Raw genomic sequence first — 24,783 nt, 5'->3', positions numbered from 1 at the left:
GCGACGTTTTTCAGGTCGGTCCAACGGTCGTTGCGAAGCTGCGAAGCGCTGTAAAATTCGCTGAGAGAGCTTTTTGCCTTCCCCGGTTTAGCATGCGCCCCGCTCACAGACCTACCCCTCCGAGTTTTTCTCCGAAATTCTGAAGTTCGAAGAAATAGTTTCGGACAGATGCGGTTTGTTTGTAAAGGTTTGTAATGCGTGAGGCTCTGCTTCTGCCGGAAGGGTATGGCCCTCGGATACGTTCAGAGCGGCAGAAGATTGCTTCTCAATATCGCCAAGTCCGGCCCGGGAACCTTTTTGCGGCATGGCCAGCGGCCCCAGCGAATAGAGATATGAATCTGCACCGGACGCCCGGTCGTAGACCGGGAATTCGGCCGCACGGTCGCGGAAGGATTTCAAAACCTGCCCTAGGCCGCGAATGCCGGTTTCGCGCTGCCTGCGGACCTGCCTCAGGTCGACCTCGATGGGGATGAACTCCTCCTGCCCGGCGGCCTGATAAAGGACGGTGCCGGCAGGATCTACCACGCAGGAGCGCCCGACCCCGCCTGCGCCGAGGCCGTTGATATCGAAGACGTAGCATTGGAACTGGGCGGCGGTGGCGCGCGCCATGGCAAGCTCCACGTCACGGTCGATCGTGCCGGTGAGAACGGGATGCAAGAGCACTTCGACGCCCATCGAAGTGAGGGTGCGTGTCGTTTCCGGAAACCAGATGTCGTAACAGATGGAGACGCCGAAGCGGCCGATCTCCGGAACGTCGAACACACAGAACTCGGTCCCTGCCGAGACGTCGTGCTCATATGGCCTGAAAGGAAACATCTTCCGGTATCGCGTGACGATTTCGCCCTGCGGGCCGATTACCGAACAGGTATTGAAAACGCGACCATCCGGCACCTTCTCGAACATCGAACCGGTGACGACCCAGACCCCGTGCTTGGCTGCGACCTTCTGGAGCGCGTGCTCACCTTCTCCGGGCAGCGCTGCAGGACGATGAAGCACCGGCCCGCACATGGCGAGTTCGCTGAAGACGATCATCTGCACCCACGGGAAGCGGGCCATCACCATATCCACGCGATGCACCATCGCGGCGATGTTGTCGTGCATCGCAGGAACATGCATCTGCACACCTGCAATCGCGAAAGGTATCATTGCGACCTCTTCAGTCTTGTTCCGCCTGTGCACCCCGGGAATGGGGTTTCACGAGCTCCTTCTGCAACGCCTATTGCCATGGAATCAGGCATATCCATGACTTGATCATAATAGAAGCAGGCAATTGCCGATAAAGAACCTGTGTTCTTTTTTCTGATTTGGCTTGGATTTATGCCCGAAAAAATCCCCGATCGCTTTTTGGTGACCAAGAAATCGCTACAACATCAATACCTTAAGCATGCCCTTGATGCCAAATCCGTTTCAGATTTGGCGAGATATGCTTTCGTTTCCTGCGCATTTACTCCTCGTCTCCGCTTCAAAACCGCTCATGCGATTTTTTCCGAGAGTTATGAGTCCAGACCCTAAGGCGCGGTATTGCAAGTAGAATTCCCGATGGGGAAGATGAGCGACTTCCGTAAAGTGAAGTGATATTGAGGGAAAAAGATGCGGAAACGGTGATCGCATTGTCATGAATGGATACGGCAATCCTCACGGAGAAGAAGTTGCCTGCACAAGGCGCGGCCCGTTTTTCGGTCCGAAACGTCGGCACCCTCCTACTCATGATGCTTTAAAGCAATGACCCGGTCCGAATCCCAAGTTCAATTGGCTGACCGCCCCGAAGCCGCGCAAGGGGTCGTATCGTTCGTTTCCGGTTCGGTGGTCGATGTCAAGTTTCCCGAAAGCGCGCTTCCGACGATCAACACGGCGCTTGAAGTGCTGTGGGATGGCCCTCATCGCCTGGTGCTTGAGGTGCAGCATCACACCGACGTCGCTACCGCGCGATGCGTCGCCATCCAGGAAACAGCGGGTTTGGCTTGCGGCACGGCCGTCGTGGACACTGGGGCGCCGATCCGGGTTCCCGTCGGCGATGCGGTAATGGGAAGGCTTCTGGACGTGATGGGCGCCCCCATCGACCACGGCCCGCCGCTTCCCGACGATACGCCGCGCCAGACCATTCACCGCAAACCGCCGAGCCTCGCGTCGCAGAAAGCCAGCGGTGAACTTTTCCTCAGCGGCATAAAGGTGATCGACCTGCTGGCCCCGCTCGCGTATGGCGGAAAGGCGGCGATGTTCGGGGGGGCGGGCGTCGGAAAGACCGTGCTCATCATGGAACTCATTCGCTCCGTTGCCGACCGCTATCAGGGCGCCTCGGTCTTCGGCGGTGTCGGGGAGCGGTCGCGCGAAGGGCATGAACTCTGGCTCGATCTCAAGCAATCGGGCGTTATCGAGCGTACCGTGCTTGTGTTCGGCCAGATGAACGAGCCTCCGGGCGCCCGTTGGCGCGTCGCGCTCAGCGCGCTTACCGTTGCCGAATACTTTCGCGACACCATGAAGCAGGATGTGCTCCTGCTGATCGACAATGTTTTCCGCTTTGTACAGGCGGGTTCCGAAGTCTCGGGCATTTTGGGCCGGCTGCCGTCGCGCGTGGGCTATCAGCCGACGCTTTCCACGGAAATCGCCGAACTCGAGGAAAGGATAGCCTCGGTCAAGGGCGCTGCGATCACCTCCGTCCAGGCGGTCTATGTGCCGGCGGACGACTTCACCGACCCGGCGGTGGCCGAGACGTTCACCCACCTCGACAGCTCGATCGTCCTCAGCCGGAAGATGGCGAGCGAGGGTCTTTATCCCGCCGTCGATCCGCTGGCATCCAGTTCGACACTGCAGGACCCCGCAATTGTCGGGCAGGAGCACTACGAGATTGCGGAGGAGGTCAGGCGGCTTATCGAGAAATATCGCGAGCTTCAGGAAATCATTTCCCTGCTCGGCATCGAAGAATTGAGCGCCGCCGACCGTCAGGCCGTCGCACGTGCGCGCCGGCTCATGCGCTTTCTCACGCAGCCGTTTTCGGTGACGGCGCAATTCACCGGACGTGAAGGCGCGTCCGTTTCGCTGGCGGATACCCTTGCGGGTTGCCGCGCCATCCTGAGCGGGGAAACCGACGAGTGGGAGGAAAGCTCACTCTACATGGTCGGAACATTGGAAGATGCCCGCAAAAAGGAACTAGCCGAGGGCGATGCGAAATGAGGTTCATCGTAACCACGCCTGTCGAACTCATCGCAACGGTGGAGAATGTGCGTCATGTGCGAGCTGAAGATGCCACGGGCTCGTTCGGCATCCTGCCGGGACATGCGGACTTCGTGACTGTGTTGCCCGTGTCGGTCGTAAGCTGGCGAAATGTTGACGGCCAGGAAGGCTTTGTCCTGATCCGGGGTGGCGTTCTGAGTGTAAGGGACGGCAATCTGGTGGAGATCGCAGCGCGAGGCGCGTTTCGGGAGAACGAACTCGGTCAGCTCAGGCAAACCATGTTGGAGGAGTTGCGCCGGTCGGACGAAGGAGAGGAGAACGCGAGGCGCAGCGAAGCGCGCATCCACCTGGCAACGATGCGGCAGATCGAGCGCGTTCTCAACGCAGCGCGCGCTTCGCATCCATATGCACCGTCGCTGCAACCCGGTGAAGCCCCGGCAACCGAAGGAAGCGGGGGAGCCTGAACAATGAACGCAAACACGAATGAGGATCCACGCGAGAAGGGAAGGGCCGACATAAACCACAAAGGGCGGAAGGAAATGAAGGAAGCGATCGAACTCCGCCAGGAACGCCTCGAACGGTGGCAAAAAGAGGGTGAGCGCCCGCTCTGGAAGAACCTGTCGATGATCGGCGCTCTCGGCTGGTTGATGGTGGCGCCGACGCTGCTTGGCGTGGCCGCGGGCCGTTGGATCGACAATCGTCTCGGCACGGGCGTGCAGTTCTCGGGTGCATTGATCTTCCTGGGCGCATGTCTCGGATTCTACCTGGTGTGCAAAAGGATGAACGAAAAATGACCTGGCCCCCCTTGTACGAAACCGCCGGCTGGCTGATGGCGGGCGGCGCACTTGCCAGCGTTTATCTTTATCTCGTCGGCCGTACTGTCGCGGCCGTCGCCCCGCCTTTCGCGCCACTGGCGGCGGCAGGTTATCTGATCCTTCGCATCGCGCTTGCCGGCGCGCTTTTCACTTTCGCCGCATGGAACGGAGCCTGGGCGCTGCTCACCATGTTTGCAGGCTTCCTGCTCGTTCGTTCCCTCAGCGTACGATACATTGCGGGCCTAGAGCATGAACGCTAACCCGCTCCTGCCGGATACTCTTTTTCATCTCGGGCCGGTCCCGATCGGGCGCGCTGTGGTGACCACCTGGGTGATCATGGCGGCACTTGCGCTCTTCTTGCCCTGGGCTCTGCGAAATCCGTCGATGAAGCCGGGGGCCGTCCAGGCGGTGCTGGAGATCGTCGTGACGACGATCGCACGCCAGCTGCGTGAAATCCTCGGCCGCGATCCCTGGCCGTTCATGCCGCTGCTCGGCTCGCTTTTCATCTACTTGTGCCTTGCCAATCTCGCCGCCGTGTTTCCCGGTGCGTCCCCGCCCACGGGCCATATCGAGACGCCCGCAGCGCTGGCGCTGGTCGTCTTTCTGTCGGTGCATGTGTTCGGAATCTCGTCACGCGGCGCGCGGCGCTACCTGCGCCACTACCTGGAGCCCAGCCCGCTTCTCCTGCCGTTGAATGTCCTGTCGGAACTTACCCGCACGTTTTCGCTGATGATCAGGCTCTTCGGAAACATGATGAGCCATGAATTCGTCATCGCGATCCTCGTGTTTCTGGCGGGATTTCTGTTGCCCGTCCCGTTTCTGCTGCTCGGGATCATGATTGGTATCATTCAAGCCTATATTTTCACGGTCCTCTCCGCCGTCTACATCGCGGCGGCAGTCGGCGCGGTGGAAGCTTGAGAAAGGAGCGCAAATGGACATCGCCATCGAAACCGTCAGCATCATCGCGGCAGCGATCGCCGTGTCTTTCGGCGCGATCATGCCGGCGTTCGCCGAAGGCCGCGCACTGGCCGCTGCAATGGATGCGATCGCGCGTCAACCCGAAGCTGCCGGGACGATATCACGCACCCTTTTCGTGGGCCTGGCGATGATCGAAACAATGGCGATCTACTGCCTCGTGATTGCGCTTTTGTTGCTCTACGCAAATCCGTTCGTCGGCTAGCCATGCTCATCGACTGGTGGACCCTGGCGATCCAGACGGTGAACTTCCTGGTCGTCGTCTGGCTATTGAACCGGTTTCTCTACAAGCCGGTCCGTCGCATCATCGAAGAGCGGGAAGCGGCGGACGTACGGGCGGTATCGGAGGCGAAGAAAAAGGCCGACGATGCGGAGGCGGCAAAGGCCGACTATGAGCAAAAGGCGGCCGAACTTGCAAAGTCGCAACGAGGGCTCGAAGCGGAGCTGCACGCCACGATGCGTAAAGAGCGAGACACCATGCTCGAAGACGCGCGGCAGGAAGCCGATGGGATTCTCGCCGAAGCCCGCGAAAGGACCGAACGCGAACGGATGGAGGCGCTCGAGGGCCTGAAGGAAGGCATCGCCGACCTCGCGGGAGAAATGGCCAGAAAGGCGCTTTCAGGTCATGCTTCGAACGGCGAAGCGCAGTTGCAGCAGGTTCTTTCCCATCTGGACGGGCTTTCGGACCAGTCCCTATCGGATTTGCGTTCCGACCTTGAGGATACGGCAGGAGCTTTGGAAATCGTATCGGCTTCGGAGTTGGGCGAGGCGGAACGCCAGCGCTGGCAAAGCGCGCTTGAGCGAAGGCTCGGCAACGGGGCGCGGATCGTTTTCTCCGTGGACCCGTCGCTGATCGAGGGAAGCGAGCTTCACTTTCCCCATGCCGTGTTGAGCTTCTCTGTCGCCGACCGTCTGCGGCAGCTTTCACGGGAGATGAAACCCGCACATGACGCTTGAGGACGAGACCCGGACCTGGATCGATGCGGCCCGGCAACGGTTACGGGAGGCCGAAGCCCCGCCGCGCATGGATCTGATCGGCCGCGTCGAGGAAATTGGAGATGGGGTTGCGACCGTATCGGGCCTCCGGCACACGAAGCTCGACGAACTCCTGCGTTTCGAGGATGGGACAACCGGCCTTGCCATGAGAGTGGGCACCGGCGAAATCGGCTGTGTGCTGCTTTCGCACGGAACCGGCATCACGGCGGGAAGCAGCGTTCGCGGAACCGGCGAAATCATCAGGGTTCCTGCGGGAAAAGAGCTGCTTGGACGTGTCGTCTCTCCTGTCGGCGAACCTCTCGACGGGAAAGGTCCGGTGAAGGCGGAAACGCGCCAGCCCATCGAGCGTCCAGCGCCCGGCATCGTCGACCGCGATCTGGTGACGCAGCCGCTGCTTACCGGATTGACGGTTATCGACGCGATGATCCCTCTCGGGCGGGGGCAGCGGCAGCTTGTCATCGGCGATCGCAAGACCGGCAAGACGGCGATTGCCATCGATACGATGATCAATCAGCGCGCTTCCGACGTGATCTGTGTGTACGCGGCCATTGGCCAAAAGGCGTCGTCCGTGGCGCGGGTGATTGAGTCCGTTCGCACGCATGGCGCCTTCGATCGATGCATATTCGTCGTGGGAGCCGCCGATGCCGCGCCCGGCGCGCAGTGGATCACGCCTTACGCGGCATGCACGATGGCCGAATATTTCCGGGATCGCGGCCAGCATGCGTTGCTGATCCTCGACGACCTGACCAAACATGCCATCGTTCACCGTCAGATATCGCTCCTGTTGCGCAAGCCGCCGGGACGCGAAGCTTATCCGGGCGATGTATTCTATATGCACTCGCGCTTGCTCGAACGCGCCGGAAAGTTGTCGCAGGAATTGGGGGGAGGGACGCTGACGGCGTTGCCTGTCGCCGAAACCCAGGCCGGCAACCTGACCGCATATATTCCCACCAACCTCGTATCGATCACCGATGGCCAGATCTATCTGGAACCAAAGTTGTTCTACGAAGGGCAGAAGCCGGCGGTAAATGTGGGAATGAGCGTTTCGCGCGTGGGCGGCGCGACCCAGGCCAAGGCCATCAAGAGCCTTGCGGACACGCTAAAGCTCGATTACGCACAATTTCTCGAGCTTGAGGTGTTTACGCGCTTCGGAGCCATGGTCGATGAACGCACGGCCAGGAAAATCGATCATGGCCGGAGGCTGCGCGCCGTTCTCGGGCAGGCGGAATACGCCCCGCTGCCGTTATCCCTTCAGGTAGCCCTTCTGCTTGCCGTGCATGACGGCAAGCTCGACGATGTTCCGCTTTCCGAAGTCGGGAAGATGCGCGAGGCCATGCGCAAGCTCCTTCCACTGAAATACCCCAGGGTCGCGGCGGAGATCGATCGTACCAAGCAGCTTTCGGACGATGCCAGGTCGGCGCTGGTCGATGCGATCGAGGCTTGCATAGCGGAGTTGGGGGGGAAGTGAGCACATGACCCAACTCTCGCGGATCAAGGCGCAACTCGAAAGCCTTTCCGAATTGGACGAACTGGTCGGCGCGCTGCGGTCAATGGCTGCCTGGCGTGCTCGCGAGGCACAAGACGCATTTCCCGGTACGCGGGCTTACTGCCGGATCATCGAGCGCGCTATCGCGGAAATATCGCCGCTCGTGAAAGCCCCTGAACCGCCTGCGCAGAGTAATGGAAGTCTTTTGGTCGTCTCTTCCGAAAACGGTTTTGTCGGCGGATTCAACAACCGCCTGGTCGAAAAGGCCCTGGATATACGCGAAGCCCGCGAAAAGCTGATTATCGTTGGCCGGCGCGGCCTGGCCGCGGCGAAGGAAAAGGGCGTGGAGCCGGACCTGTTCTTGCCGATGACGTCACATGTGGCAGGCATAACGCCTCTTGCGCGGCGCATTACGGCACGCTTCGACACTGTGGTCAGTGCCCGGATCGTGTTCGCGCGGTACATGCAGGGGGCCTCCTACAACACCGAGGCGAAGCGCGTTCTGCCGCTGGATACCTCCCTGCGGGCGAAAGATGTCCCCGGCATTCCGCCGCTGCACCATTTGCCGCCGGAAGATCTTTTGCGCGAACTTGCGAACCAGTATCTGTTCGCGGAGATCGCTCACGCACTCATGGAGAGCCTTGCCAGCGAAAACGGGGCACGGCTTCGCACTATGGAGTACGCATCTCAAAACATCGGCGACAAGATCGACGACATGAAGAAAGAAGAAAGGATCGTCCGGCAAGAGGTGACGACGTCCGACATGCTCGACGTCATCACCGGTGCGGAAGCCGTTTCCCAGGAGAGCTGAAGAATATTCATGCTGGAGCGATTTCCGATCGCGCAAGCGCACTCGCCTTCCTATGTCGGCAGCATAAAATGCGGGGCCAATGCTTTCCGGTTCGCTCCGGCACGCATAATCTGCATATGCCGTCCACCCGAACCGGCGGTCTTCTAGGTGAAGCGACACCGGAGCGGATAAAACGGGGCTCGAACCGTGCGATGCCGGAGCATTCGGCCAGAATGGATCTCCAATGAGTACGAAGAACACTGAAGTGCAAGGCATAAAGGGGCACATCAACAATTCCTTGCGTGCGCGGCGCCTGGGTATCGACACGCAATACGAGACGATCATCTTCATGCGAACGGATTGTCCGGTCTGCAGATCGGAAGGATTTACAGCGCATGCGCGCGTGAAGGTGACGAACGGCCGACATTCAATAATCGCCACGCTCTACCAGGTGAGCAGTGAACTGCTCGGGCACAATGAGGCCGGATTATCGGAGTCCGCGTGGAAGCGTCTCGACCTGTTGGACGGCGATATCGTGACGGTGAGCCACCCCCATCCCCTCAGCTCGCTTGGAAAGATACGGCGAAAGATCAATGCCGAGCGGCTTGGCGCGGAAGATTTTCAGGAAATCATCGATGACGTCGTCGCCGGCAGATATTCCGACATTCATCTGTCTTCCTTCGTCACGGCGTGCTCATCGAACACGCTGGCGCTCGACGAAGTGATCGCGCTGACATGGGCCATGACGCAAGCCGGCGAGCGGCTGAAATGGAAGAAACACCCTATCGTCGACAAACATTGCGTCGGCGGATTGCCCGGTAACCGGACAACGCCCATCGTGGTTTCGATTGTTGCCGCTTGCGGCCTCACCATGCCGAAAACGTCGTCGAGGGCCATTACCTCCCCGGCCGGTACCGCCGACACGATGGAGACTATGGCCCCGGTCGATCTCGATATTCCGGCCATGCGGCGGGTCGTCGAGAAGGAAGGCGGTTGTGTGGTCTGGGGCGGTGCGGTTCGCCTGAGCCCTGCCGACGACACCTTGATCCGCGTGGAGCGCGCATTGGAGATCGACAGCGAAGGCCAGCTCATCGCATCGGTTTTGTCGAAGAAGATCGCAGCAGGATCGACGCATCTGGTTCTCGATCTACCGGTTGGGCCTACCGCCAAGGTAAAGGATGCGGCGCTCGCGCAGAGGCTGTCAGAAAGCCTCCTTTTGGTCGCGCGCCAATTTGGTATCGAGGCGCGAACGATCACGACGGACGGCAATCAACCGGTCGGCCGTGGGATCGGCCCGGCCCTGGAAGCGCGGGATGTGCTTGCGGTGCTGCAAAACCGCCCTGGAGCGCCGGGCGATTTGCGCCACCGGGCGACTTCACTGGCGGGTCAACTGCTTGAACTGGGCGGCGCGGCGAATGTTGGCGAGGGCGAAAGCCTCGCGATACAGGTGCTCGACGACGAGCGGGCCTGGCGCAAGTTCCAGCGAATATGCGAAGCGCAGGGAGGCATGCGCGAGCCTCCCAACGCACCGTACCGCCACGAAATAGCGGCTCATCGGCGCGGCACAGTTACCTCGATCGACAACCATCGTCTTGCAAGAGTGGCAAAGCTTGCGGGTGCGCCTGACGACAAATCGGCGGGTCTTGAGCTTCATGTGAGACTGGGCGACGCAATCGAAGCCGGTCAGCCGCTCTTCACCGTTCACGCCGAAAGCCCGGGAGAACTCGCCTACAGCCTCGAATATGCCGAAACAGCCGGCGGGATCATCGGTTTGTCGGAGGAATGATGCGGCCCCTTTTGATCGATATGCGAGAGCACGGCACGTTGACGTCTTCCCTGGCGAGTGCAATCGGCGCGCAGGTCGGGTCCATCGAACTCCGCCGCTTTCCCGACGAGGAAACTTACCTTCGCTACGAAAGCTCTCCGAAAAACCGGGACGTCGTGCTTCTGTGCAGCATGGATCGTCCCGACGCCAGATTTCTGCCGCTACTTTTCGCCGCCGATACGGCGAAGGAGCTTGGTGCGACCTCGGTCGGTCTGGTCAGCCCGTATCTTCCGTATATGCGGCAGGATCGGCGGTTTCATCCGGGCGAGGCCGTGACTTCCGCCTGCTTCGCCAGGGCGATTGGCCGCAACGTCGATTGGCTCGTGACCGTCGATCCGCATCTCCACCGGCGAAAAGACCTCTCGGAGATATTCGAAATACCGGCGTGCGCGGTTCACATTGGCCCGGCAATCGCCGCCTGGCTTCGGGAATCCGTTTCGCGGCCCGTTCTCATAGGTCCGGACGCAGAGAGTGAACAATGGGTGTCCGCCGTGGCCCGGGAGGCGAGCGCCCCCTACCTGATCATGGAGAAGCGGCGGTACGGTGACCGGGACGTCGAGGTCACCGGGCCCGATTTCAAGAAGTGGAAGGACCATACGCCCGTTCTTCTGGACGACATTGTTTCCACCGGCCAGACAATGGTGGAGACCATCGGGCAGCTTGCGCGCTCGGGGATGCGAGAACCGGTGTGCATCGCGATACACGGAGTATTCGCGGCAGACGCCTACCGCCGCCTGCTTGAGGCGGGAGCGTCGCGCATCGTTACATCGAACACGATCCCGCAAGAGAGCAACGCCATCGATGTGACGGACTTTCTGGCGAGCGCCATTGAAGCGTTTACGTGATTGGAGATCTCGGCCCGGCTCCGGCCAGTCGCTCGCCCGTCCGGATGACGCCGAGCTCCTCCAGAAGCATATGAAGAACAAGGAGAATGATTAGTTCGAAATCCAGCATGACTGCCGGCGGCTGACCAATTCAAACGGTGCGCATCAACACGACTATCCATTTCACAAATGACGGGAGATCGGCAAAATTTGGTATAGGGAGGGTCTGGCATGTCAGGCGAGAACCAGAACAATAAAAGGCGAGCGGGAGCGGTCTCGCAGGCGCCCGATCCGGATTATCTGACATTTAACCCATCCCCGTCGCGCCCACATTTCAAGCCGCCTGCCGGCGCGGTGGATGCGCATTGCCACGTTTTCGGGCCTTCCAGCCACTTCCCCTTCGCGCCTGCGCGCAAATACACGCCGGTCGATGCGCCGGCGGAGCGTCTGTTCGCGCTTCGCGATCATCTCGGCCTGAGCCGCAACGTGATTGTGCAGGCCACCTGCCACGGGACCGACAACAGCGCAATGCTCGATGCGATTGCCCGCTCGGGTGGATTGGCGCGCGGTGTCGCCGTTGTCGATGCGGAGGCACCTGAGGTGGAGCTTGACCTGTTGCACGAGGGCGGCGTGCGTGGGGTTCGTTTCAACTTTCTGAAACGGCTCGTCGGCGACGCGCCGAAAGACCAGTATTTCCGTATTGCCGAACGCATTGCCGCGCGCGGCTGGCATATCGTCGTCTATTTTGAATCCGCCGAACTGAACGAGCTTGCGCCTTTCATCCGTTCCTTGCCCGGCATCATCGTCATCGATCATATGGGCCGGCCCGAAGTCGCGCATGGAGTAGAAGGGGCGGGCTTTGCGGCTGTGCTGAACCTTTTGGAAGGCGACGAGCGCTTCTGGATCAAGGTGTCGTGCCCGGAGCGCCTCAGCATCGCCGGACCGCCCTACGAAGATGTTGTTCCCTTCGCCAGAACGCTGGTCGAACGTTTTCCCGATCGGGTTCTCTGGGGCACCGACTGGCCACACCCGAACATGCGCAGCCACATGCCGAACGACGGTGCGCTGGTGGACCTCATTCCCGAGATCGCTGTGACGGAAGACCTGCAACGCCGGCTTCTTGTCGAAAACCCGATGCGGCTCTATTGGCCGGAAGAAGCGTCATGATCGAGGTGGATCAGCCGCCTTGGGACTGCCGGACCGTCGTGATCCTCGCTGTGATGAATGGCGTGCGAGGCCGATGCTTTTCTCAATTGGCGCTGTATTCTCCGTCCATGCCCTGCTGGCCTCCGATCTCGACCGGACAATGATGGATTGCGATGACGCGGTGCAGGCCCTCAAGGCTTTATCGGGCGAGCCAACCGCCATCCACGGGAATGACGATGCCGTGGACATAGCGCGCCGCGTCCGAGGCAAGATATGTGACGGCGCCTGAAATATCCTCCGGTTCGGCCCAGCGGCCTGCGGGAATGCGCTCGAGGATAGCCTTGTACCGCGCGGGGTCGTTGCGCAACGCTTCGGTATTGTTGGTCACCACATATCCGGGTGCGACGGCGTTCACGTTGATGCCGAGCGACGCCCATTCACACGCGAGAACCCGCGTCAGCCCCACGAGCCCGCTTTTGGAGGCGGTATAGGAGGCAACGCGAATGCCGCCCTGGAAGGAAAGCAGGGAGGCGATATTGATGATCCTTCCGCCGCCGTGTTCCTTCATGTGGCGCGCGGCAGCCTGGGAAAGGAAAAACGCGGATTTAAGGTTGATGTCGATCACCGCATCCCAGTCGTCTTCCGTGAAGTCGAGCGCATCGTTGCGGCGGATGATGCCGGCATTGTTGACGAGGATGTCGACGCCGCCTGCCCAGGCGACCGCCTCGTCGATGACAGGCGCAAGGTTTGCTGTCCTGGAGAGATCCGCGCTGATTGCGTGAACGCGACCGGGATCGCCGATCTTCGCAATCGTTTCGTCCATCGAGGAACGGCCCACGACCGCGATACGCGCGCCTGCTTGCGCCAACGCCACGGCTGCCGCCTGACCGATGCCGGTATTGGCGCCGGTGACGACGGCGGTACGGCCTTCCAGGCTGAATGGATTGCTCATCGCAGATCCTCCATCGCTACCATGTCCATGTCGGTGAATTCCTGATTGTCGCCGGCCATCGACCAGATGAACCCGTAGTTCGACGTGCCGGCGCCGCAGTGAATAGACCACCCGGGCGAAAGGATCGCCTGTTCGTTGGCGACGACCAGATGGCGCGTTTCCTGCGGTTCGCCCATGAAATGAAAGACCCGCGTTTCCGGCGCCATGTCGAAGTAGAGATAGGCCTCGGACCGCCTGTCGTGCGTATGACAAGGCATGGTGTTCCAGACACTCCCGGTCGCGATCATCGTCATGCCCATCAGGAGCTGGCAGGAAGAGCAGATGTCAGGATGGATGTACTGGCGCAGCGTCCGCCGGTTGGCGCCATCATCCTCGCCGATCTCGACCCGGTTTGCCTCGTCCCGCGCAATTATGCGGATTTCGTGATGCGCGTGCGCAGGCGTGCTGACGAAATAAAAGCGTGCCGGGCTTGCCGCGTCCTCGCTCTTGAACGCGACCGTTTCCACGCCCATCGGCACATAGAGGCAATCTCCGGCGGGGAGGGGATGCTCCGTCCCGTCGAGGATTACAGCTCCCTTTCCGCCGATATTGAAGACGCCCATCTCGCGTCGGGTAAGAAAGCTCGCCACCATGAACTTCTCAGGGGCGTGGAGTTCGAGGGGGGATCCGCCCGGAACAGCACCGCCGAGAATCGTTCGGTCGACATGCGAATGGGTCATGCGTATCTCGCCGAAGCCGAAAAGGTCGGTCACGAGGAAATTCCGGCGAAGCGCATCGGTATCGAACGTGCGGGCCTCTGCCGGGCTTACGGCCTGGCGGATTGACATATTCATGAGTTTCAACAGCGCTCCCTTTATTGAAATCAGGTGACTATTCGGCAAGCAAATCGCTGTCGACGGCGGGGTCTAACAGGAAATAATCGGGCCACATGTCCCTGAACACGGCGATATCCAGTTGCAAATTGTTCAGGTGATAGGCCATTTTCGCAACCGCTTCGTCGGCGTCGCGACGCACCATGGCCTCAAGCACCGCTTCATGCTCGCCGACGACTTTGAGCATGCGCCCCGGTTGCGGCAGCGTCAGGCGGCGGTACCGCTCGATCTGGATGCGGATTTGCTGGATCATATCCCATATGCCTGCAAGCCGCCCTGCGGCCGCGATGGCGGCATGGAAATCGTCATCAGCGCGGTGGAAGGCCGCTTCGTCTCCGGCTTGGGCGTTTTCGCGCTGGCGCTGGATGATCGCGCGAATTTCCATGAACTGGCTTTCGCTCGCCTTTTCGGTTGCCTCGCGTACCGTAGCGGCCTCCAGCGCGCGACGTGCCACCAGTGCCTCACGCACCATGGCAAGCGGAATTGGCGCGACGAATGTGCCGGATTTCGCCACCACATCGATCAGGCGATCCTTGGCAAGCCTCACAATAGCCTCGCGCACCGGGGTCCGGCTGACGCCATATCGCTGGGCAAGGTTCTTCTCCAGGATCGCGGTGCCAGGTGTGAGCCGCATCGAGATGATCTCCCGGCGCAGGTCCTGATAGACGAAGTCCGAATTCCTTGCGGGCAATGATGCGCCTTGATGGCGATGGGCCTTCGGCGGTGCATTCGGCGCGCGCGGTTTTCGCGGTCGGGCCGTCGGTCTGGAACTCGCGTTTTGATCGCCGTTTTCCATGCTGTCACTTCTCGATGACATTCAGGCTCTGCAAGCGGGGGATTTCGCGAGCTCGCAGCATTTGACGCCTTCGGAGGAGGCTTTTCGAACCGGGATTGCCCGTTTATGTATCTTGTCAAGTATATCATGTATACCAGAAAAATTGAGATGGAACAACGATGCGATAACGGGCATTCAGCCGGCCTGGCCGTCCGCCGCCGTGCGCGGGAAGAGGCAATTCCAATCCCCGTGCCGTTCGTCGGGGCACTCGCAACAGCGGACCTCCGGTGTCGACAAGTTCACCCTTCAGGCCCGGGCCTTCTGGCTCAATATTTCTGGGGCACGTAAAGTTCCGGCGGTAACACCGCGCGTTCGTAATCCGGATTGAATATCCGCTCGGGCAGCTCGATTTCCTCGCTGGGAATATCAGCGTAAGGAAACAGCGAAAGAAGGTGGTCGATGCAGTTCAGCCTGGCGCGCTTCTTGTCGTTTCCTTCCACGATGTACCACGGCGCTTCCGGAATATTCGTGCGCTCCAGCATCTCCTCCTTGGCCTTGGTATAATCTTCCCAGCGTACGCGGGACTGCAGATCCATCGGGGAAAGTTTCCACTGCTTGAGCGGGTCGTGAATGCGCATCATGAAGCGCAACTGCTGTTCTTCGTCTGTGATGGAGAACCAGTATTTCACGAGCTGAATGCCATCGCGCGCGAGCATGCGTTCGAATTCAGGAACGTCCTTGAAAAATTGTTCCACCTGCTCCTCATTGGCGAAGCCCATCACACGCTCCACTCCGGCACGGTTGTACCAGGACCGGTCGAATAGCACGATTTCGCCGCCCGCAGGCAGGTGCGGCACATACCGCTGAAAATACCACTGCGTTTTTTCCCTGTCCGATGGGGCAGGCAAGGCGACCACGCGCACCACGCGGGGGTTGAGCCTTTGCGTGATGCGTTTGATGACACCGCCTTTGCCGGCGGCATCCCTGCCTTCGAACAGCACCACGACCCGCTTCTTGTGGTGCACGACCCAGTCTTGCAATTTGATCAGCTCGGCCTGCAGCCGCAAAAGCGCGCGGAAGTAATCGCCTCTTGGAAGCGATTCCCCATGTACACGCTGATAGATTTTCTTGATCTCCAGCGAAAGACCGGCCTCGCCAAGCTCGAGCTCGTAGTCTTCGTCCAGGGTGTCCGCAAGTTCGGCTTCCAGCCAATCTGCCGGGGCAAAATTCTTCGAACTCTCTCTCATGGCAGGTTTCTCCGACAATTCGATCATCGCGATCAATATTGCAATATTTTGCATTTGATTGTGACGATAGCTTTGAAGCGGTCGTATATCGGAAACCCGGCCTATAAGGCTTCTTCAACAAATTGAATCCGAAATTACGCGCCGAAAAATCAAAAATCCTGCGCCTGTTTCAGGAGAAACGGTCTGGACATTGAAATGTAATTTCGAAAACAATATTCCGAGGATGATAGTAATCCTTAGAGGAAAATCTTGCGGGGATGGGCGATGCGTTGCGTACCCGGACCGTTCCTTGTCACGCCTTTGATTTTCTCATTCCTGGCGAGTGCCTCCTTGCTTGCCGGGTCAAGTGGCAGGGTGCATGCGGAGGGAGACCGCCCCCCCGTTCGGCTCGCGCAGGCCGGGCAGGGCGCTCAAGCCGAAAATGCTGCTGTCCAGGAAGTTCCGTTCTTCATCTTCAACAATGCGGACCTGCTTTCCCGCAGCTATCGCTCCGGTGAAGATGATTCCGCTTTGAGCGGAATATCGGCCGTCGATTGCAAGAACCTTTGCGCCGCAGATCAGCGATGCGCTGCCTTCACGCACCTGACCGCTGACGGGATCTGCCATCTGAAGGAAGGCGTCGGTGAGCGAGTAACTCTCGATGGCGCCATATCGGGCACGAAAGCAGATGCCGAGCAGAATGTAGCTCGCGCGGGTGAGGGTGATCAAAAGCCCTCCGATAGCCCGGCGCAGGCCCAGCCGGTGCCCAGCGAGGCGGCTCTGCGCACAAAGGTGGCAGACTTCATCCGCAGACAAGATGATGCGTCCGGCCTTGAGCCCCACCCCGACAGAAAATTCGACATCGCTTTCGCCGATCTCAATCTGGATGGCGTGTCCGAAGCGTTCGTCCTGATAGAGAGCCCTTACGATTGCGGATCTCTCGGGTGTGCGGCCTGGGTGCTCGATTTGACCGGCGAGGCGGCGAGCCGCATAGGAAACCACATAGCCTTCGACATGGCCGCGCTGAATACGGTGACGAACGGTTGGCGGGACATTCTCGTCAACGGCCTTCGGCAGGCATATGACGGCAGCGAATATATTCCGGCCTGGAAGACAAGCGAAACTTCGCAATTGGCCTATGTGCAGCGGCTATTGAACGAGCGGGGATACGGCGCAGGCGCTGTCGATGGCAGGATGGGGCGACGGACGCGGGGCGCGATCCGCGGTTATCAGCGGGACAACGGCCTTGAAAGCACAGGTGAGGTGACGGGCGAGCTCGTGGTGTCCCTGGAGGGTGCGGAGGCACCGGCTCTCGTGCAAATGGGTCGGGGGAAGCCGCTGGCTGAAATAACGGGCCCGATTGCCCGCGCGCCGGCAGCCGGGACAGAAGAGGCAGGGATCGCGGCACCTCCGGCGGCAGCGGGCGGAGTGCCAGACCAGGTGCGAGAGCAATCGGCTTGTGCCGCGTCGGTTTCGCAAGGGCCATGGTCAAGCCCCGTAAGGACCCTGGCCAACTACATTTTCTTCTCGGACGGTGCGGATGCAATCCGCGTGGATGACGCGCCGGGCGTCAGGGGCGTGGATGCAGGCGACGGCGACGACCGGATCTACATATCGGACTCGGATACCAATGTGGGCATCGTCGCCGGTGCAGGCGCCGACAGGATATTCGTCTGTTCGATGTCGACATTGTCCCTACAGGTCAACCTGAGTTCCGAGGAAAGTCTTGGCGGGGATAATTCGCTGGATGAAATCGTATTCGAACCGGCTGTTTTTACAGGTGTGCCCGACGGGTTCGACCGACAGATCCGGATACTTTCGTTCACGAATTCGAGCGACAGAATTAGGCTGAAACTACCGCCGGGCGTAGATTTCACGTTTATGCCCAACAGCTCGGTCATTGCGAGGGCGGGGCCGGTTTCGTTCAATGTCGCGCGCGCCGATTCGGTTTTTGCGGTGACGAGGGACGCGTTCGTCATCGAACGGGTGGGCGCGCCTGAGGCGGTCGATCCGATCATCGCAGGCCCACCGCTTTCAAACTACGACGAGACGCAAGGCTGCCAGGACGCGGACGCGATGAGGCCTGCGGAACCTGTCGGCATGGAACTGATGCATGCATTTTACAGCCCGCAGGGAAATGCCATCCGGATCGACCGCAAGCAAGGCGTCACTATTCACGATACGGGCGGCGGCGATGATATTGTTTATACATACACATCGCAAAACCTCCACACCGGGCAAGGCAGCGACCGGATATTCATCTGCGGGATGGACGACCCCCTGTTCCTCGTGGATGTGCAGCAAGATACCATCGATGCGGAGCCGGATCTCGTCGTCGTGGAAGCTGCCCGACTCCTAGACGGCGTGAAGCGGTCGATAGTCGTTGGCGGGATCGCGAAGCCGAACGACCGGATCATCCTGCGCCTGCCCGAAGGTGTGGAGGCCGATATCGACCAGGGCGGCACGCGCGCCAAGGTGGGCTCGCTGACGGTCGATGTGGCAATGGCGGGATGGCGACGCGAGCTCAAGGAAAACCCGGATATCTTCATAATCGAGCGCACGCGGCAGACGCCTGTCGCTCCAAGCGGCTTCGCTCCGCCGCCGGAGCTGAGCGGTCTCGTTTGCTCGCCTCCTGATGAGGCGGCGCAAAGCATGGCGAGCGTGAACGCATCCGATGGCAGCACGAACCCGCCGCTAGATACGGGCGACAACGATTTGATCTTCTTCGGGCGCGCAGGCATAGCCTCTCTGGACGGGCGGGAGGGTGACGACACGCTGATCTTCTACGATCCGCGCCCCGATACATCCGTTACCGCAGGGCCGGGAAACGACAAGATCATGCTGTGCACCATCGATGCCCTGACGTTCAACGTCAGCCTTGGTGCGAACAACCTGCAACCGGATCTTGATGCCGATGGCGTAATCCTCGGGCCGGATGTATTCCTCGGAGTTCCTGACGGAATTCAGCGCTATATTCGTATTTTCGGCTTCATGCCCGAGAACGACCGGGTGTTGATGCGGCTTCCACCCGGAAAAAGCGTGACGAACATTCGCGATGCCACGGGCACCAGCGTCGAAATCCGGGTCGGAAATGTCGTCGTCACCCTTTATGGAGCCGATACGACGCGAAGGGAGCCATTCGGTCGCGAGGTGATCATCACCGAGACGGCCGAGCCTCTCGAGCGATCTTTTGCTTCCGGTGCTCCCGCCGGCGTCGTGGCACCGACGGAAAAGACTTGCCCCGATCTTTCGGTGGATCGGAATTTCAGCGAGCGCAGGGAAATCGTCAGCTATGGCACAAAGACCGTTCATTACAGCGAAGGTGACGACCGTGCCCTGATCGACGACACGCCGGGTCTGCAAGGTTTCAGCACCGGCGGCGGGAATGATGTCGTCTACGTTTTCGATCCGCTGGAGACGACGAGCGTCAATCTGGGCCCCGGCGAGGATACGCTCATCATCTGTTCGTTCAGGGAAATCTCATTCTCGGTGATTGTGGGGCCGCACGACATTGAAACGGACACCGTGGTCCTGAGCCCGAATGCATTCAGGAACATTCCGCCCGGCATGACGCGGCAAATAAGTGTCTTCAATGTCGGCCTGCCGAATGACCGCGTGATCCTCCAGGTGCCTGACGGAATGAGCGTGAGTTACGAAAAATCGCTTGAAGGAGAAAGGTACGTCGTCGGTGATACCGAGGTATACATCTACCCCAGCGACGAGAAGGCGGCCGAGCACAGGAAAGACTTTTACGTCATCGAGAATGCGGGCGCCGCGGGTCAAGGCACGGGTTCGTTTTCCCCGCGACACCAGCGGGATAAAGCGCCAGCGAGCGATGATGCGAGCACCTTGCAGGACGACAAAGGCTGTATCCCGATCCGGCTGACCGCGATGAACGATATGGTCGAGGTCTCCGGTGTGGCGCCGCCCGAAGACGTGACCTGCTACCGGATTTCTTCGAATGCCAACCGCCTCGTGCGTGTCGAGGTGCTGAGAGGCGCCAATATTGTCTTCTCGCTCAAGGACATCGTCGACGCACAGACGCACTACATTTTCCCGATGCGCGACAAGCCGGTGGAAATGGTGGTCGGACAGTTGATGCGCTCGGTTCAGGACGAGGCCTATCGCGTAAGGATCGCGGTACAGGGCTTATGAGAGGCTACTCGAAAACCTCAGGCACATGGCTGGTTGCGACCATCGGTATGATTTTCCCAATTTGCAGGCGCGTGCGATCTGTGTATCCCGACTGAATAATTGCCTAGAGTTAATTAATTTTATGCGGGTAATTTTTGGCTTATCAACCCAGGATAAATGGACATTAAAAGAAAATTCCCAAAAAATACAAGAAATATAAACTAAATTACGCGCGAATTTGAAGTACGTCGGAGCGAGGCGATGCGTTGCGTACGACTGTCGTTTTTTTCCGTTCTTTGTTTCGTTGCCTTGACGATCGCGGGTGCCAAGCAATCCGCAAGCGCGGGAAATGAAGCCGGGGGAATTTCAAGCGAAGATCGGGGGGCTGACCCCGCGGGGGTGGTGCTCGCGCGGCGATGGCAAAATCCGGATCGCTTTCGTGACAAGGCATCGGCTGAAAATCGAATTCCTGAGCATATTTTCGCCGCCAGATTCGACGCGGATTTGGCGGGAAATTTTCGAAACCTGCAAAAGGTTCAGTGGCGGCCCGCGAATCGGAGGCAGGACCGGCGGCAAATCCAGCACCGTTTGAACATACTCGGGTTCGATGCCGGACAGGCCGATGGCGTATTCGGGTCCAGAACGCGCAGGGCGATTATCCGGTTCCAACGTTCTATCGGCGTTCGCGCTACCGGGCGGCTGACCGCCGAACAGATCGACATTCTCTACGCCCGATCGGACCAGCGTCTGACAGGCAATCAGGCGGGCGGCGCATCATCGCCGCAGCGGCCGGCTGGACCTGCAAATACCCAAGCGCCGTTTATCGTCCTGAACAACGTCGACCTGCCGGCCGGCGACTATAGATCGGGCGTCTCCGATCCATCCTTGCGCGGCATATCGGCCGTGAATTGCAAGAACCTGTGCGCGGCCGATGCGAGGTGCTCCGCCTTCACCTTCAACCTTCGGGCAAGGGTTTGCATTCTCAAAAATACCGTCGCGGCGCAAACCGCGTTTCGCGGGGCCGTTTCCGGCATCAAGGTTAGCGATGGCGGAACCGCCGGAGCGGGCCAGGCGACGGCTGCCACGTCCGGGCAGGCCCGGTATCAGGCGTTTGTGCCAACGCCCGTGAACATGCCGCCTGGCTTTCGCCAAATCGCACCCGTCAAATCGGGTGAGCGGCTGGTCACAGGATACCCGATCGTTTATGGCGCGCAAAAAGGCGGCGATACGCGGGTCGGGCGCCGCGACATGATCAAGCCGCATCTCGATCTCGCAATGCTTCTGGACCTGGTGATCGTCAAAAACTGGCCGGGCATACTGTCCGACCAGTATGTCGCCTATGAATATGCGAACCGTTTCCTGACGGGCGATCTCCTTGCCACCTATGTGCAAGGCTGTAACCGGAGTTGCAGCCGTAACGTTCCGTTCGATGGCTGGCGCGGACAAAACGAATTCGAACGCGAAGAGGCCTACAAGGCGTTCGTTGCGGATATCGGACCGAGACTGGCTGGCCTCGCTCCTGAAATGCCGATCAAGATGCTGCATGTGCACGAGGCTGAAGTTCAGCCATATGACGCGGCCAAGGGCGAATTTCCGATAAGAATCATTCGCCCCGCGAACCTGTCCGGAACGGTCAGGCCGGTGGCGAACTTCGATCTGGAGCAGAAGGGTGGCGTTCCCGATGCGATCCCGTTGCCGCGCGATGAAGCGGAGCTTTTTCTAAGCCGACTGCCGTCAGCCGACCGGAAGGCGTTCGTCGTTGTCGAGAAGACACTGGACATCCCGGAAAAAAAGGCAGCTTCAGGCAATGCCGAACTGCTGCTTGAAGCCTCACATTCGAAGCTCTACGCGGATCCTGACGCCAGAGAGCTGCTGTTTGATTTCAATGCAGTGACAAAGCCCGTGGCGGTAGACCCGAATGCACTGGCGGGTATCGCATTTTTGGATGGCAGACCCGTCATGGTCACCCCCGGAGGAGGGGGGTACGTATACCGGCTCGACGAAGGTTCGGATGAACGTCTTTCGTCCTGGAGAAGGGCGGCGATGAGGATTGTTTTCGACCAGAATCCGGCTTTGCTCGAAACGCGCGAATTGGCATTCGACTCGATCTGGTTGGCCGACAAGCCTTCAAGGGCCAGCATTCTTTCAAGCGCCGGAATTGACCCGAACGTCATATATGATTCGAGAAATGCCGGACGACCTGATCTTCTTTGGTATCGGAACAAGATTGATGAATTCGCCAGGCGGGCGGTGCTTTCCTCCATACGAGAGAAGGTGCCGGAAATCCTGGCGCGTACAGCACCGAAGCTGCCCATTTCGGTCAAGATCCTTTGTTCGTTCGGGCTGGATGAGTACGACTTCAAGAAGCAGGTTTATCCCGTCTCCAGCCGTTCGAACGTTTGCAAGACGGTGGCTTTCGATCGCGGCGGGTATGGCGAAGCTGTAATGGGATCGAACGCCAAGATCGTCGTTACGGCTCCCGTTCCTGTAGAGCGATTGAAGTTCGAAATCCCGATTCCGGAGGCTCAGGCACGGCAGTTTCGTGACAATCTTCGCGCCGGAGGTGCCCGATTTGATACCTCCGGGGCGATAATGGGGATTGACGCCAAAATAACCGGTTTACGCAGTTCCGACGAGAAACGTGGGAACTCAAACCAGTTCGAGCTCGTGATCGAGCCGGAAGACGCCGCGCTCTACCGCTTCGACAATCTGACAACGCCCGTGATGCGCCTTGGAATTGAGCCGGTTCCGTCGCTAGACACCGTCAGCGCGGTTCCGCGCGGTTCTGCCTGGCTCGGCACGGATACGCTCGGCGTGATCCTCGGGCAGGACGGTGAGAGCAAAGGCCTTTCGCTGCCGCGGCTTGCGCGCATTCGCGCTTCCTTGGAAGCCTATCCTGATCGGATCAAGGGCATGGATGATGCCTGGGAGCGCTTTTTCCCTGATGACCTCGTAGCCAACATCGGCAGGGGTTACGATGCGCCTCCGGCGCAATTGCTCGAAAATTTCGGGCAGTGGCAAAAGGCGCGAATTGCCAATCCGCCGAAAACGGTAACCGTGGAGACGATTAACGGTTCGGCGCAGTATTTCGGCGGGAAGGGCGAGCGATCCTTCACCGCGGGCGTCTTCTATCCGCCAGGCTCCTCGCGCAGGCGCAGCTTCGAAAAAGTTTCTGAACTGGCGAATGTGCCGTTGGAAAGGCTAACGGGGGTCTATGCGAATCTGGATGGCGTGGCGGGGCTTGAGGGATCCGACCTGTGGCTATCCCTGCCGGCGCCCGCCGAGAGCTACAAGATCAGGCCTGAAATCCCGCAAGGCCAGCGCAATCCGAGCATTTCCGTAAACGTGGAAATGCGTGTCGTCAGAAAGCAGGTGCTGTGGGATAGCGGAAAAGGATATCCGGTCTTCGATGTCGAACCGGTGGGGGCGAGCGTCCTTATACCGGATCGGGACAACATGGTGATCGGGCGCGCGGCTTATGACGCTACTTTCTCCGAGCTTCCGAGCCAAAGGAAGCCGGATGATACCGCGCAGGCGAAACAGGTCGCCGTTCTCGCGCTCCCGAAGGGGCAGCCCTCCTCAGCCGGCGCATGCGGGCCGGGCGAAATCGTTTTGATTTCGAGCCAGGACCAGTCCGTACTCGTCAAGTCACCAATGAAGATCGCGAATTTGGGGCTGGAGAAGGCAGACGCGAATTTCCTCGATGCCGCCTTGAGAAATGTTGCCGTGCGAAACATCCAGTTGCCGGAAAAGGAACTCGGCGCCGCGTTGAAAACGCAAGTCGTTGACCTGGTGGTCGGTTCCTGCGCGACCTACGTGCAGGGCGGGGCGCGCATGAAGAGCCTGTTCGATGGCTACAACATTTGGCTTTTGGCGAAAGACGGGAGCGTAAAGACGTTAGGGGGCAAGCCTGCCGCCAACCCGAAAGCCCAGGTCGCCGCCGCGACGCCGCCGACGGCAAGCAACGCCGCCAAACCGGAGAAAAAGGTTGCCAAACCCGTTCCGCCGGCAAGCAAGGTTACGGGCGAAAGCGACATTAGCGGCGTTCGGCTGGGTCAGGGTTTCGAGGAAGCGGAGAAAATTGTCCGCGAGACCATAAGTGTCGGCAAAGTAGCGGTTCTCGATCCGGAATTCGCGAAAGGCTACAGCTACGATATGAACGCCCCTTTCAACAATTTCAAGGCGTTCGTAAGAGATGACGGCGATGAATATTTCTCGCTATTCAGCAACGGGGAAGGTGGCGGCGACGTTATCGGTGTGGCGCGTACCATCCGAGTGCGTGGTGCCGTGACGCAGGAACAGATCTTGGGCTTGCTGAAGGATAAATACGGGGAGCCTTTGTCGGGTTCGACCACAGATTCCTGGGTCTGGACGAACCACAAGGGCGCGGTAGGAAAAAACGTCAATACCGTGGCCAGCGATGGTCACCAATTCTCTCAAGGTGTCTGCTCCGCGCGTGTTCGCATGGCGTGGAAACCGCGCACGTTGCGGGTCGTGGAGGGGGAGGGAACGGGAGAGCGTTTGAACGACAAATTCTCGAGCGTCCAGGCGCCGAGGATCGATGTCGTCGGCGGGGCGACTTCGGCGGGTTCAACCTCCTATGTGTATGACACCAGCGTTTGGGACAATTGCGGCCCAACGGTGCTGGCACGTATCGGCAGCCACTGGGACGGCGATGGGCTGGTATTTGCTTATGCCCTGATCGATCTCAAGAAACTGGCTGAAAAATACAGGGAAAGGATGACCGATACGCCCGTTCCGGAGCTTCCGAAGCTCTGAGGCTGGCAAGCTGGAGC

19 protein-coding genes and 1 pseudogene are annotated in these 24,783 nt (G+C 59.7%); 15 read left to right on the top strand and 5 right to left on the bottom strand.

The features are described from left to right. Positions 1-111: 111 nt before the first annotated feature. The gene (locus GR183_RS20445) at positions 112-1,146 is read right to left on the bottom strand and encodes a carbon-nitrogen hydrolase family protein (protein WP_160777541.1); all 1,035 of its coding nucleotides are present in this window, start codon (positions 1,144-1,146) and stop codon (positions 112-114) included. Between the two features lie 576 nt (positions 1,147-1,722). Between GR183_RS20445 and atpD the strand changes: the two genes are divergently transcribed. The 12 genes from atpD to GR183_RS20385 all read left to right on the top strand — a co-directional run bounded on the left by atpD (position 1,723) and on the right by GR183_RS20385 (position 12,049). Then, on the top strand, positions 1,723-3,171 hold the full coding sequence (gene atpD, locus GR183_RS20440) for a F0F1 ATP synthase subunit beta (RefSeq protein WP_160777540.1): 1,449 nt from the start codon (positions 1,723-1,725) through the stop codon (positions 3,169-3,171). Next, complete coding sequence (locus GR183_RS20435; protein WP_160777539.1) at positions 3,168-3,635, top strand: F0F1 ATP synthase subunit epsilon; 468 nt, start codon at positions 3,168-3,170, stop codon at positions 3,633-3,635. Before atpD ends, GR183_RS20435 begins: the two co-directional genes overlap by 4 nt. 3 nt (positions 3,636-3,638) lie before the next feature. Next, positions 3,639-3,965, top strand: coding sequence for an AtpZ/AtpI family protein (locus GR183_RS20430; protein WP_160777538.1), 327 nt, complete (start codon positions 3,639-3,641; stop codon positions 3,963-3,965). Further along, positions 3,962-4,246 (top strand): N-ATPase subunit AtpR, encoded by a 285-nt coding sequence (locus GR183_RS20425; protein ID WP_160777537.1) that lies wholly within the window; start codon positions 3,962-3,964, stop codon positions 4,244-4,246. The genes GR183_RS20430 and GR183_RS20425 overlap by 4 nt, the downstream gene beginning before the upstream one ends. Further along, positions 4,236-4,904, top strand: a complete 669-nt coding sequence (atpB, locus tag GR183_RS20420; RefSeq protein WP_160777536.1) for a F0F1 ATP synthase subunit A — start codon at positions 4,236-4,238, stop codon at positions 4,902-4,904. Before GR183_RS20425 ends, atpB begins: the two co-directional genes overlap by 11 nt. Before the next feature lie 13 nt (positions 4,905-4,917). After that, positions 4,918-5,166, top strand: coding sequence for a F0F1 ATP synthase subunit C (locus GR183_RS20415; protein WP_160777535.1), 249 nt, complete (start codon positions 4,918-4,920; stop codon positions 5,164-5,166). Positions 5,167-5,168: 2 nt separating this feature from the next. Then, positions 5,169-5,918 (top strand): F0F1 ATP synthase subunit delta, encoded by a 750-nt coding sequence (locus tag GR183_RS20410; protein WP_160777534.1) that lies wholly within the window; start codon positions 5,169-5,171, stop codon positions 5,916-5,918. Continuing rightward, complete coding sequence (locus GR183_RS20405) at positions 5,908-7,425, top strand: F0F1 ATP synthase subunit alpha (RefSeq protein WP_160777533.1); 1,518 nt, start codon at positions 5,908-5,910, stop codon at positions 7,423-7,425. Before GR183_RS20410 ends, GR183_RS20405 begins: the two co-directional genes overlap by 11 nt. A 4-nt stretch (positions 7,426-7,429) precedes the next feature. Continuing rightward, a complete protein-coding gene (locus GR183_RS20400; protein ID WP_160777532.1) occupies positions 7,430-8,254 on the top strand; it encodes a F0F1 ATP synthase subunit gamma in 825 nt (274 codons plus the stop codon). Between the two features lie 223 nt (positions 8,255-8,477). After that, on the top strand, positions 8,478-10,019 hold the full coding sequence (locus GR183_RS20395; RefSeq protein ID WP_160777531.1) for a thymidine phosphorylase family protein: 1,542 nt from the start codon (positions 8,478-8,480) through the stop codon (positions 10,017-10,019). Continuing rightward, on the top strand, positions 10,019-10,903 hold the full coding sequence (locus GR183_RS20390; RefSeq protein ID WP_160777530.1) for a ribose-phosphate pyrophosphokinase: 885 nt from the start codon (positions 10,019-10,021) through the stop codon (positions 10,901-10,903). The genes GR183_RS20395 and GR183_RS20390 overlap by 1 nt, the downstream gene beginning before the upstream one ends. 210 nt (positions 10,904-11,113) lie before the next feature. Next, positions 11,114-12,049 (top strand): amidohydrolase family protein, encoded by a 936-nt coding sequence (locus tag GR183_RS20385; protein WP_160777529.1) that lies wholly within the window; start codon positions 11,114-11,116, stop codon positions 12,047-12,049. Between the two features lie 178 nt (positions 12,050-12,227). On the opposite strand, the gene kduD is transcribed toward GR183_RS20385, so the two are convergent. The 4 genes from kduD to ppk2 form a co-directional block, all read right to left on the bottom strand. Next, positions 12,228-12,980, bottom strand: a complete 753-nt coding sequence (kduD, locus tag GR183_RS20380; RefSeq protein ID WP_160777528.1) for a 2-dehydro-3-deoxy-D-gluconate 5-dehydrogenase KduD — start codon at positions 12,978-12,980, stop codon at positions 12,228-12,230. Beyond that, positions 12,977-13,813 carry a 5-dehydro-4-deoxy-D-glucuronate isomerase gene (gene kduI / locus GR183_RS20375; protein ID WP_160777527.1) on the bottom strand — a complete coding sequence of 279 codons (837 nt, stop codon included), beginning with the start codon at positions 13,811-13,813 and terminating at the stop codon, positions 12,977-12,979. Before kduI ends, kduD begins: the two co-directional genes overlap by 4 nt. Before the next feature lie 37 nt (positions 13,814-13,850). Further along, complete coding sequence (locus GR183_RS20370) at positions 13,851-14,543, bottom strand: GntR family transcriptional regulator (protein ID WP_202396219.1); 693 nt, start codon at positions 14,541-14,543, stop codon at positions 13,851-13,853. A 410-nt stretch (positions 14,544-14,953) separates the two neighbouring features. Next, positions 14,954-15,874 (bottom strand): polyphosphate kinase 2, encoded by a 921-nt coding sequence (gene ppk2, locus GR183_RS20365; protein WP_160777526.1) that lies wholly within the window; start codon positions 15,872-15,874, stop codon positions 14,954-14,956. Between the two features lie 264 nt (positions 15,875-16,138). Here ppk2 and GR183_RS22370 point away from each other — a divergent pair. The 3 genes and pseudogenes from GR183_RS22370 to GR183_RS20355 all read left to right on the top strand — a co-directional run. Beyond that, a pseudogene (locus GR183_RS22370) lies at positions 16,139-16,441 on the top strand (hypothetical protein); the annotation flags it as partial. 369 nt (positions 16,442-16,810) lie between these two features. Next, on the top strand, positions 16,811-20,008 hold the full coding sequence (locus GR183_RS20360) for a peptidoglycan-binding domain-containing protein (RefSeq protein WP_312846867.1): 3,198 nt from the start codon (positions 16,811-16,813) through the stop codon (positions 20,006-20,008). Between the two features lie 240 nt (positions 20,009-20,248). After that, the gene (locus GR183_RS20355; protein WP_260514039.1) at positions 20,249-24,766 is read left to right on the top strand and encodes a peptidoglycan-binding protein; all 4,518 of its coding nucleotides are present in this window, start codon (positions 20,249-20,251) and stop codon (positions 24,764-24,766) included. The last annotated feature ends 17 nt before the right edge of the window (positions 24,767-24,783 follow it).

Source organism: Stappia sediminis (assembly GCF_009826895.1).
Lineage (GTDB): Bacteria > Pseudomonadota > Alphaproteobacteria > Rhizobiales > Stappiaceae > Hongsoonwoonella > Hongsoonwoonella sediminis.
The sequence above is the reverse complement of the archived record's forward strand: the minus strand, read 5'-3'. Positions and strand labels throughout refer to the sequence as shown.

What these genes read in the sequence shown, in the direction of transcription:
- GR183_RS20445 (WP_160777541.1), bottom strand. Translation starts at nt 1,146, where the DNA reads ATGATACCTTTCGCGATTGCAGGTGTGCAGATGCATGTTCCTGCGATG.
- atpD (WP_160777540.1), top strand. Translation starts at nt 1,723, where the DNA reads ATGACCCGGTCCGAATCCCAAGTTCAATTGGCTGACCGCCCCGAAGCC.
- GR183_RS20435 (WP_160777539.1), top strand. Translation starts at nt 3,168, where the DNA reads ATGAGGTTCATCGTAACCACGCCTGTCGAACTCATCGCAACGGTGGAG.
- GR183_RS20430 (WP_160777538.1), top strand. Translation starts at nt 3,639, where the DNA reads ATGAACGCAAACACGAATGAGGATCCACGCGAGAAGGGAAGGGCCGAC.
- GR183_RS20425 (WP_160777537.1), top strand. Translation starts at nt 3,962, where the DNA reads ATGACCTGGCCCCCCTTGTACGAAACCGCCGGCTGGCTGATGGCGGGC.
- atpB (WP_160777536.1), top strand. Translation starts at nt 4,236, where the DNA reads ATGAACGCTAACCCGCTCCTGCCGGATACTCTTTTTCATCTCGGGCCG.
- GR183_RS20415 (WP_160777535.1), top strand. Translation starts at nt 4,918, where the DNA reads ATGGACATCGCCATCGAAACCGTCAGCATCATCGCGGCAGCGATCGCC.
- GR183_RS20410 (WP_160777534.1), top strand. Translation starts at nt 5,169, where the DNA reads ATGCTCATCGACTGGTGGACCCTGGCGATCCAGACGGTGAACTTCCTG.
- GR183_RS20405 (WP_160777533.1), top strand. Translation starts at nt 5,908, where the DNA reads ATGACGCTTGAGGACGAGACCCGGACCTGGATCGATGCGGCCCGGCAA.
- GR183_RS20400 (WP_160777532.1), top strand. Translation starts at nt 7,430, where the DNA reads ATGACCCAACTCTCGCGGATCAAGGCGCAACTCGAAAGCCTTTCCGAA.
- GR183_RS20395 (WP_160777531.1), top strand. Translation starts at nt 8,478, where the DNA reads ATGAGTACGAAGAACACTGAAGTGCAAGGCATAAAGGGGCACATCAAC.
- GR183_RS20390 (WP_160777530.1), top strand. Translation starts at nt 10,019, where the DNA reads ATGCGGCCCCTTTTGATCGATATGCGAGAGCACGGCACGTTGACGTCT.
- GR183_RS20385 (WP_160777529.1), top strand. Translation starts at nt 11,114, where the DNA reads ATGTCAGGCGAGAACCAGAACAATAAAAGGCGAGCGGGAGCGGTCTCG.
- kduD (WP_160777528.1), bottom strand. Translation starts at nt 12,980, where the DNA reads ATGAGCAATCCATTCAGCCTGGAAGGCCGTACCGCCGTCGTCACCGGC.
- kduI (WP_160777527.1), bottom strand. Translation starts at nt 13,813, where the DNA reads ATGAATATGTCAATCCGCCAGGCCGTAAGCCCGGCAGAGGCCCGCACG.
- ppk2 (WP_160777526.1), bottom strand. Translation starts at nt 15,874, where the DNA reads ATGAGAGAGAGTTCGAAGAATTTTGCCCCGGCAGATTGGCTGGAAGCC.
- GR183_RS20355 (WP_260514039.1), top strand. Translation starts at nt 20,249, where the DNA reads ATGCGTTGCGTACGACTGTCGTTTTTTTCCGTTCTTTGTTTCGTTGCC.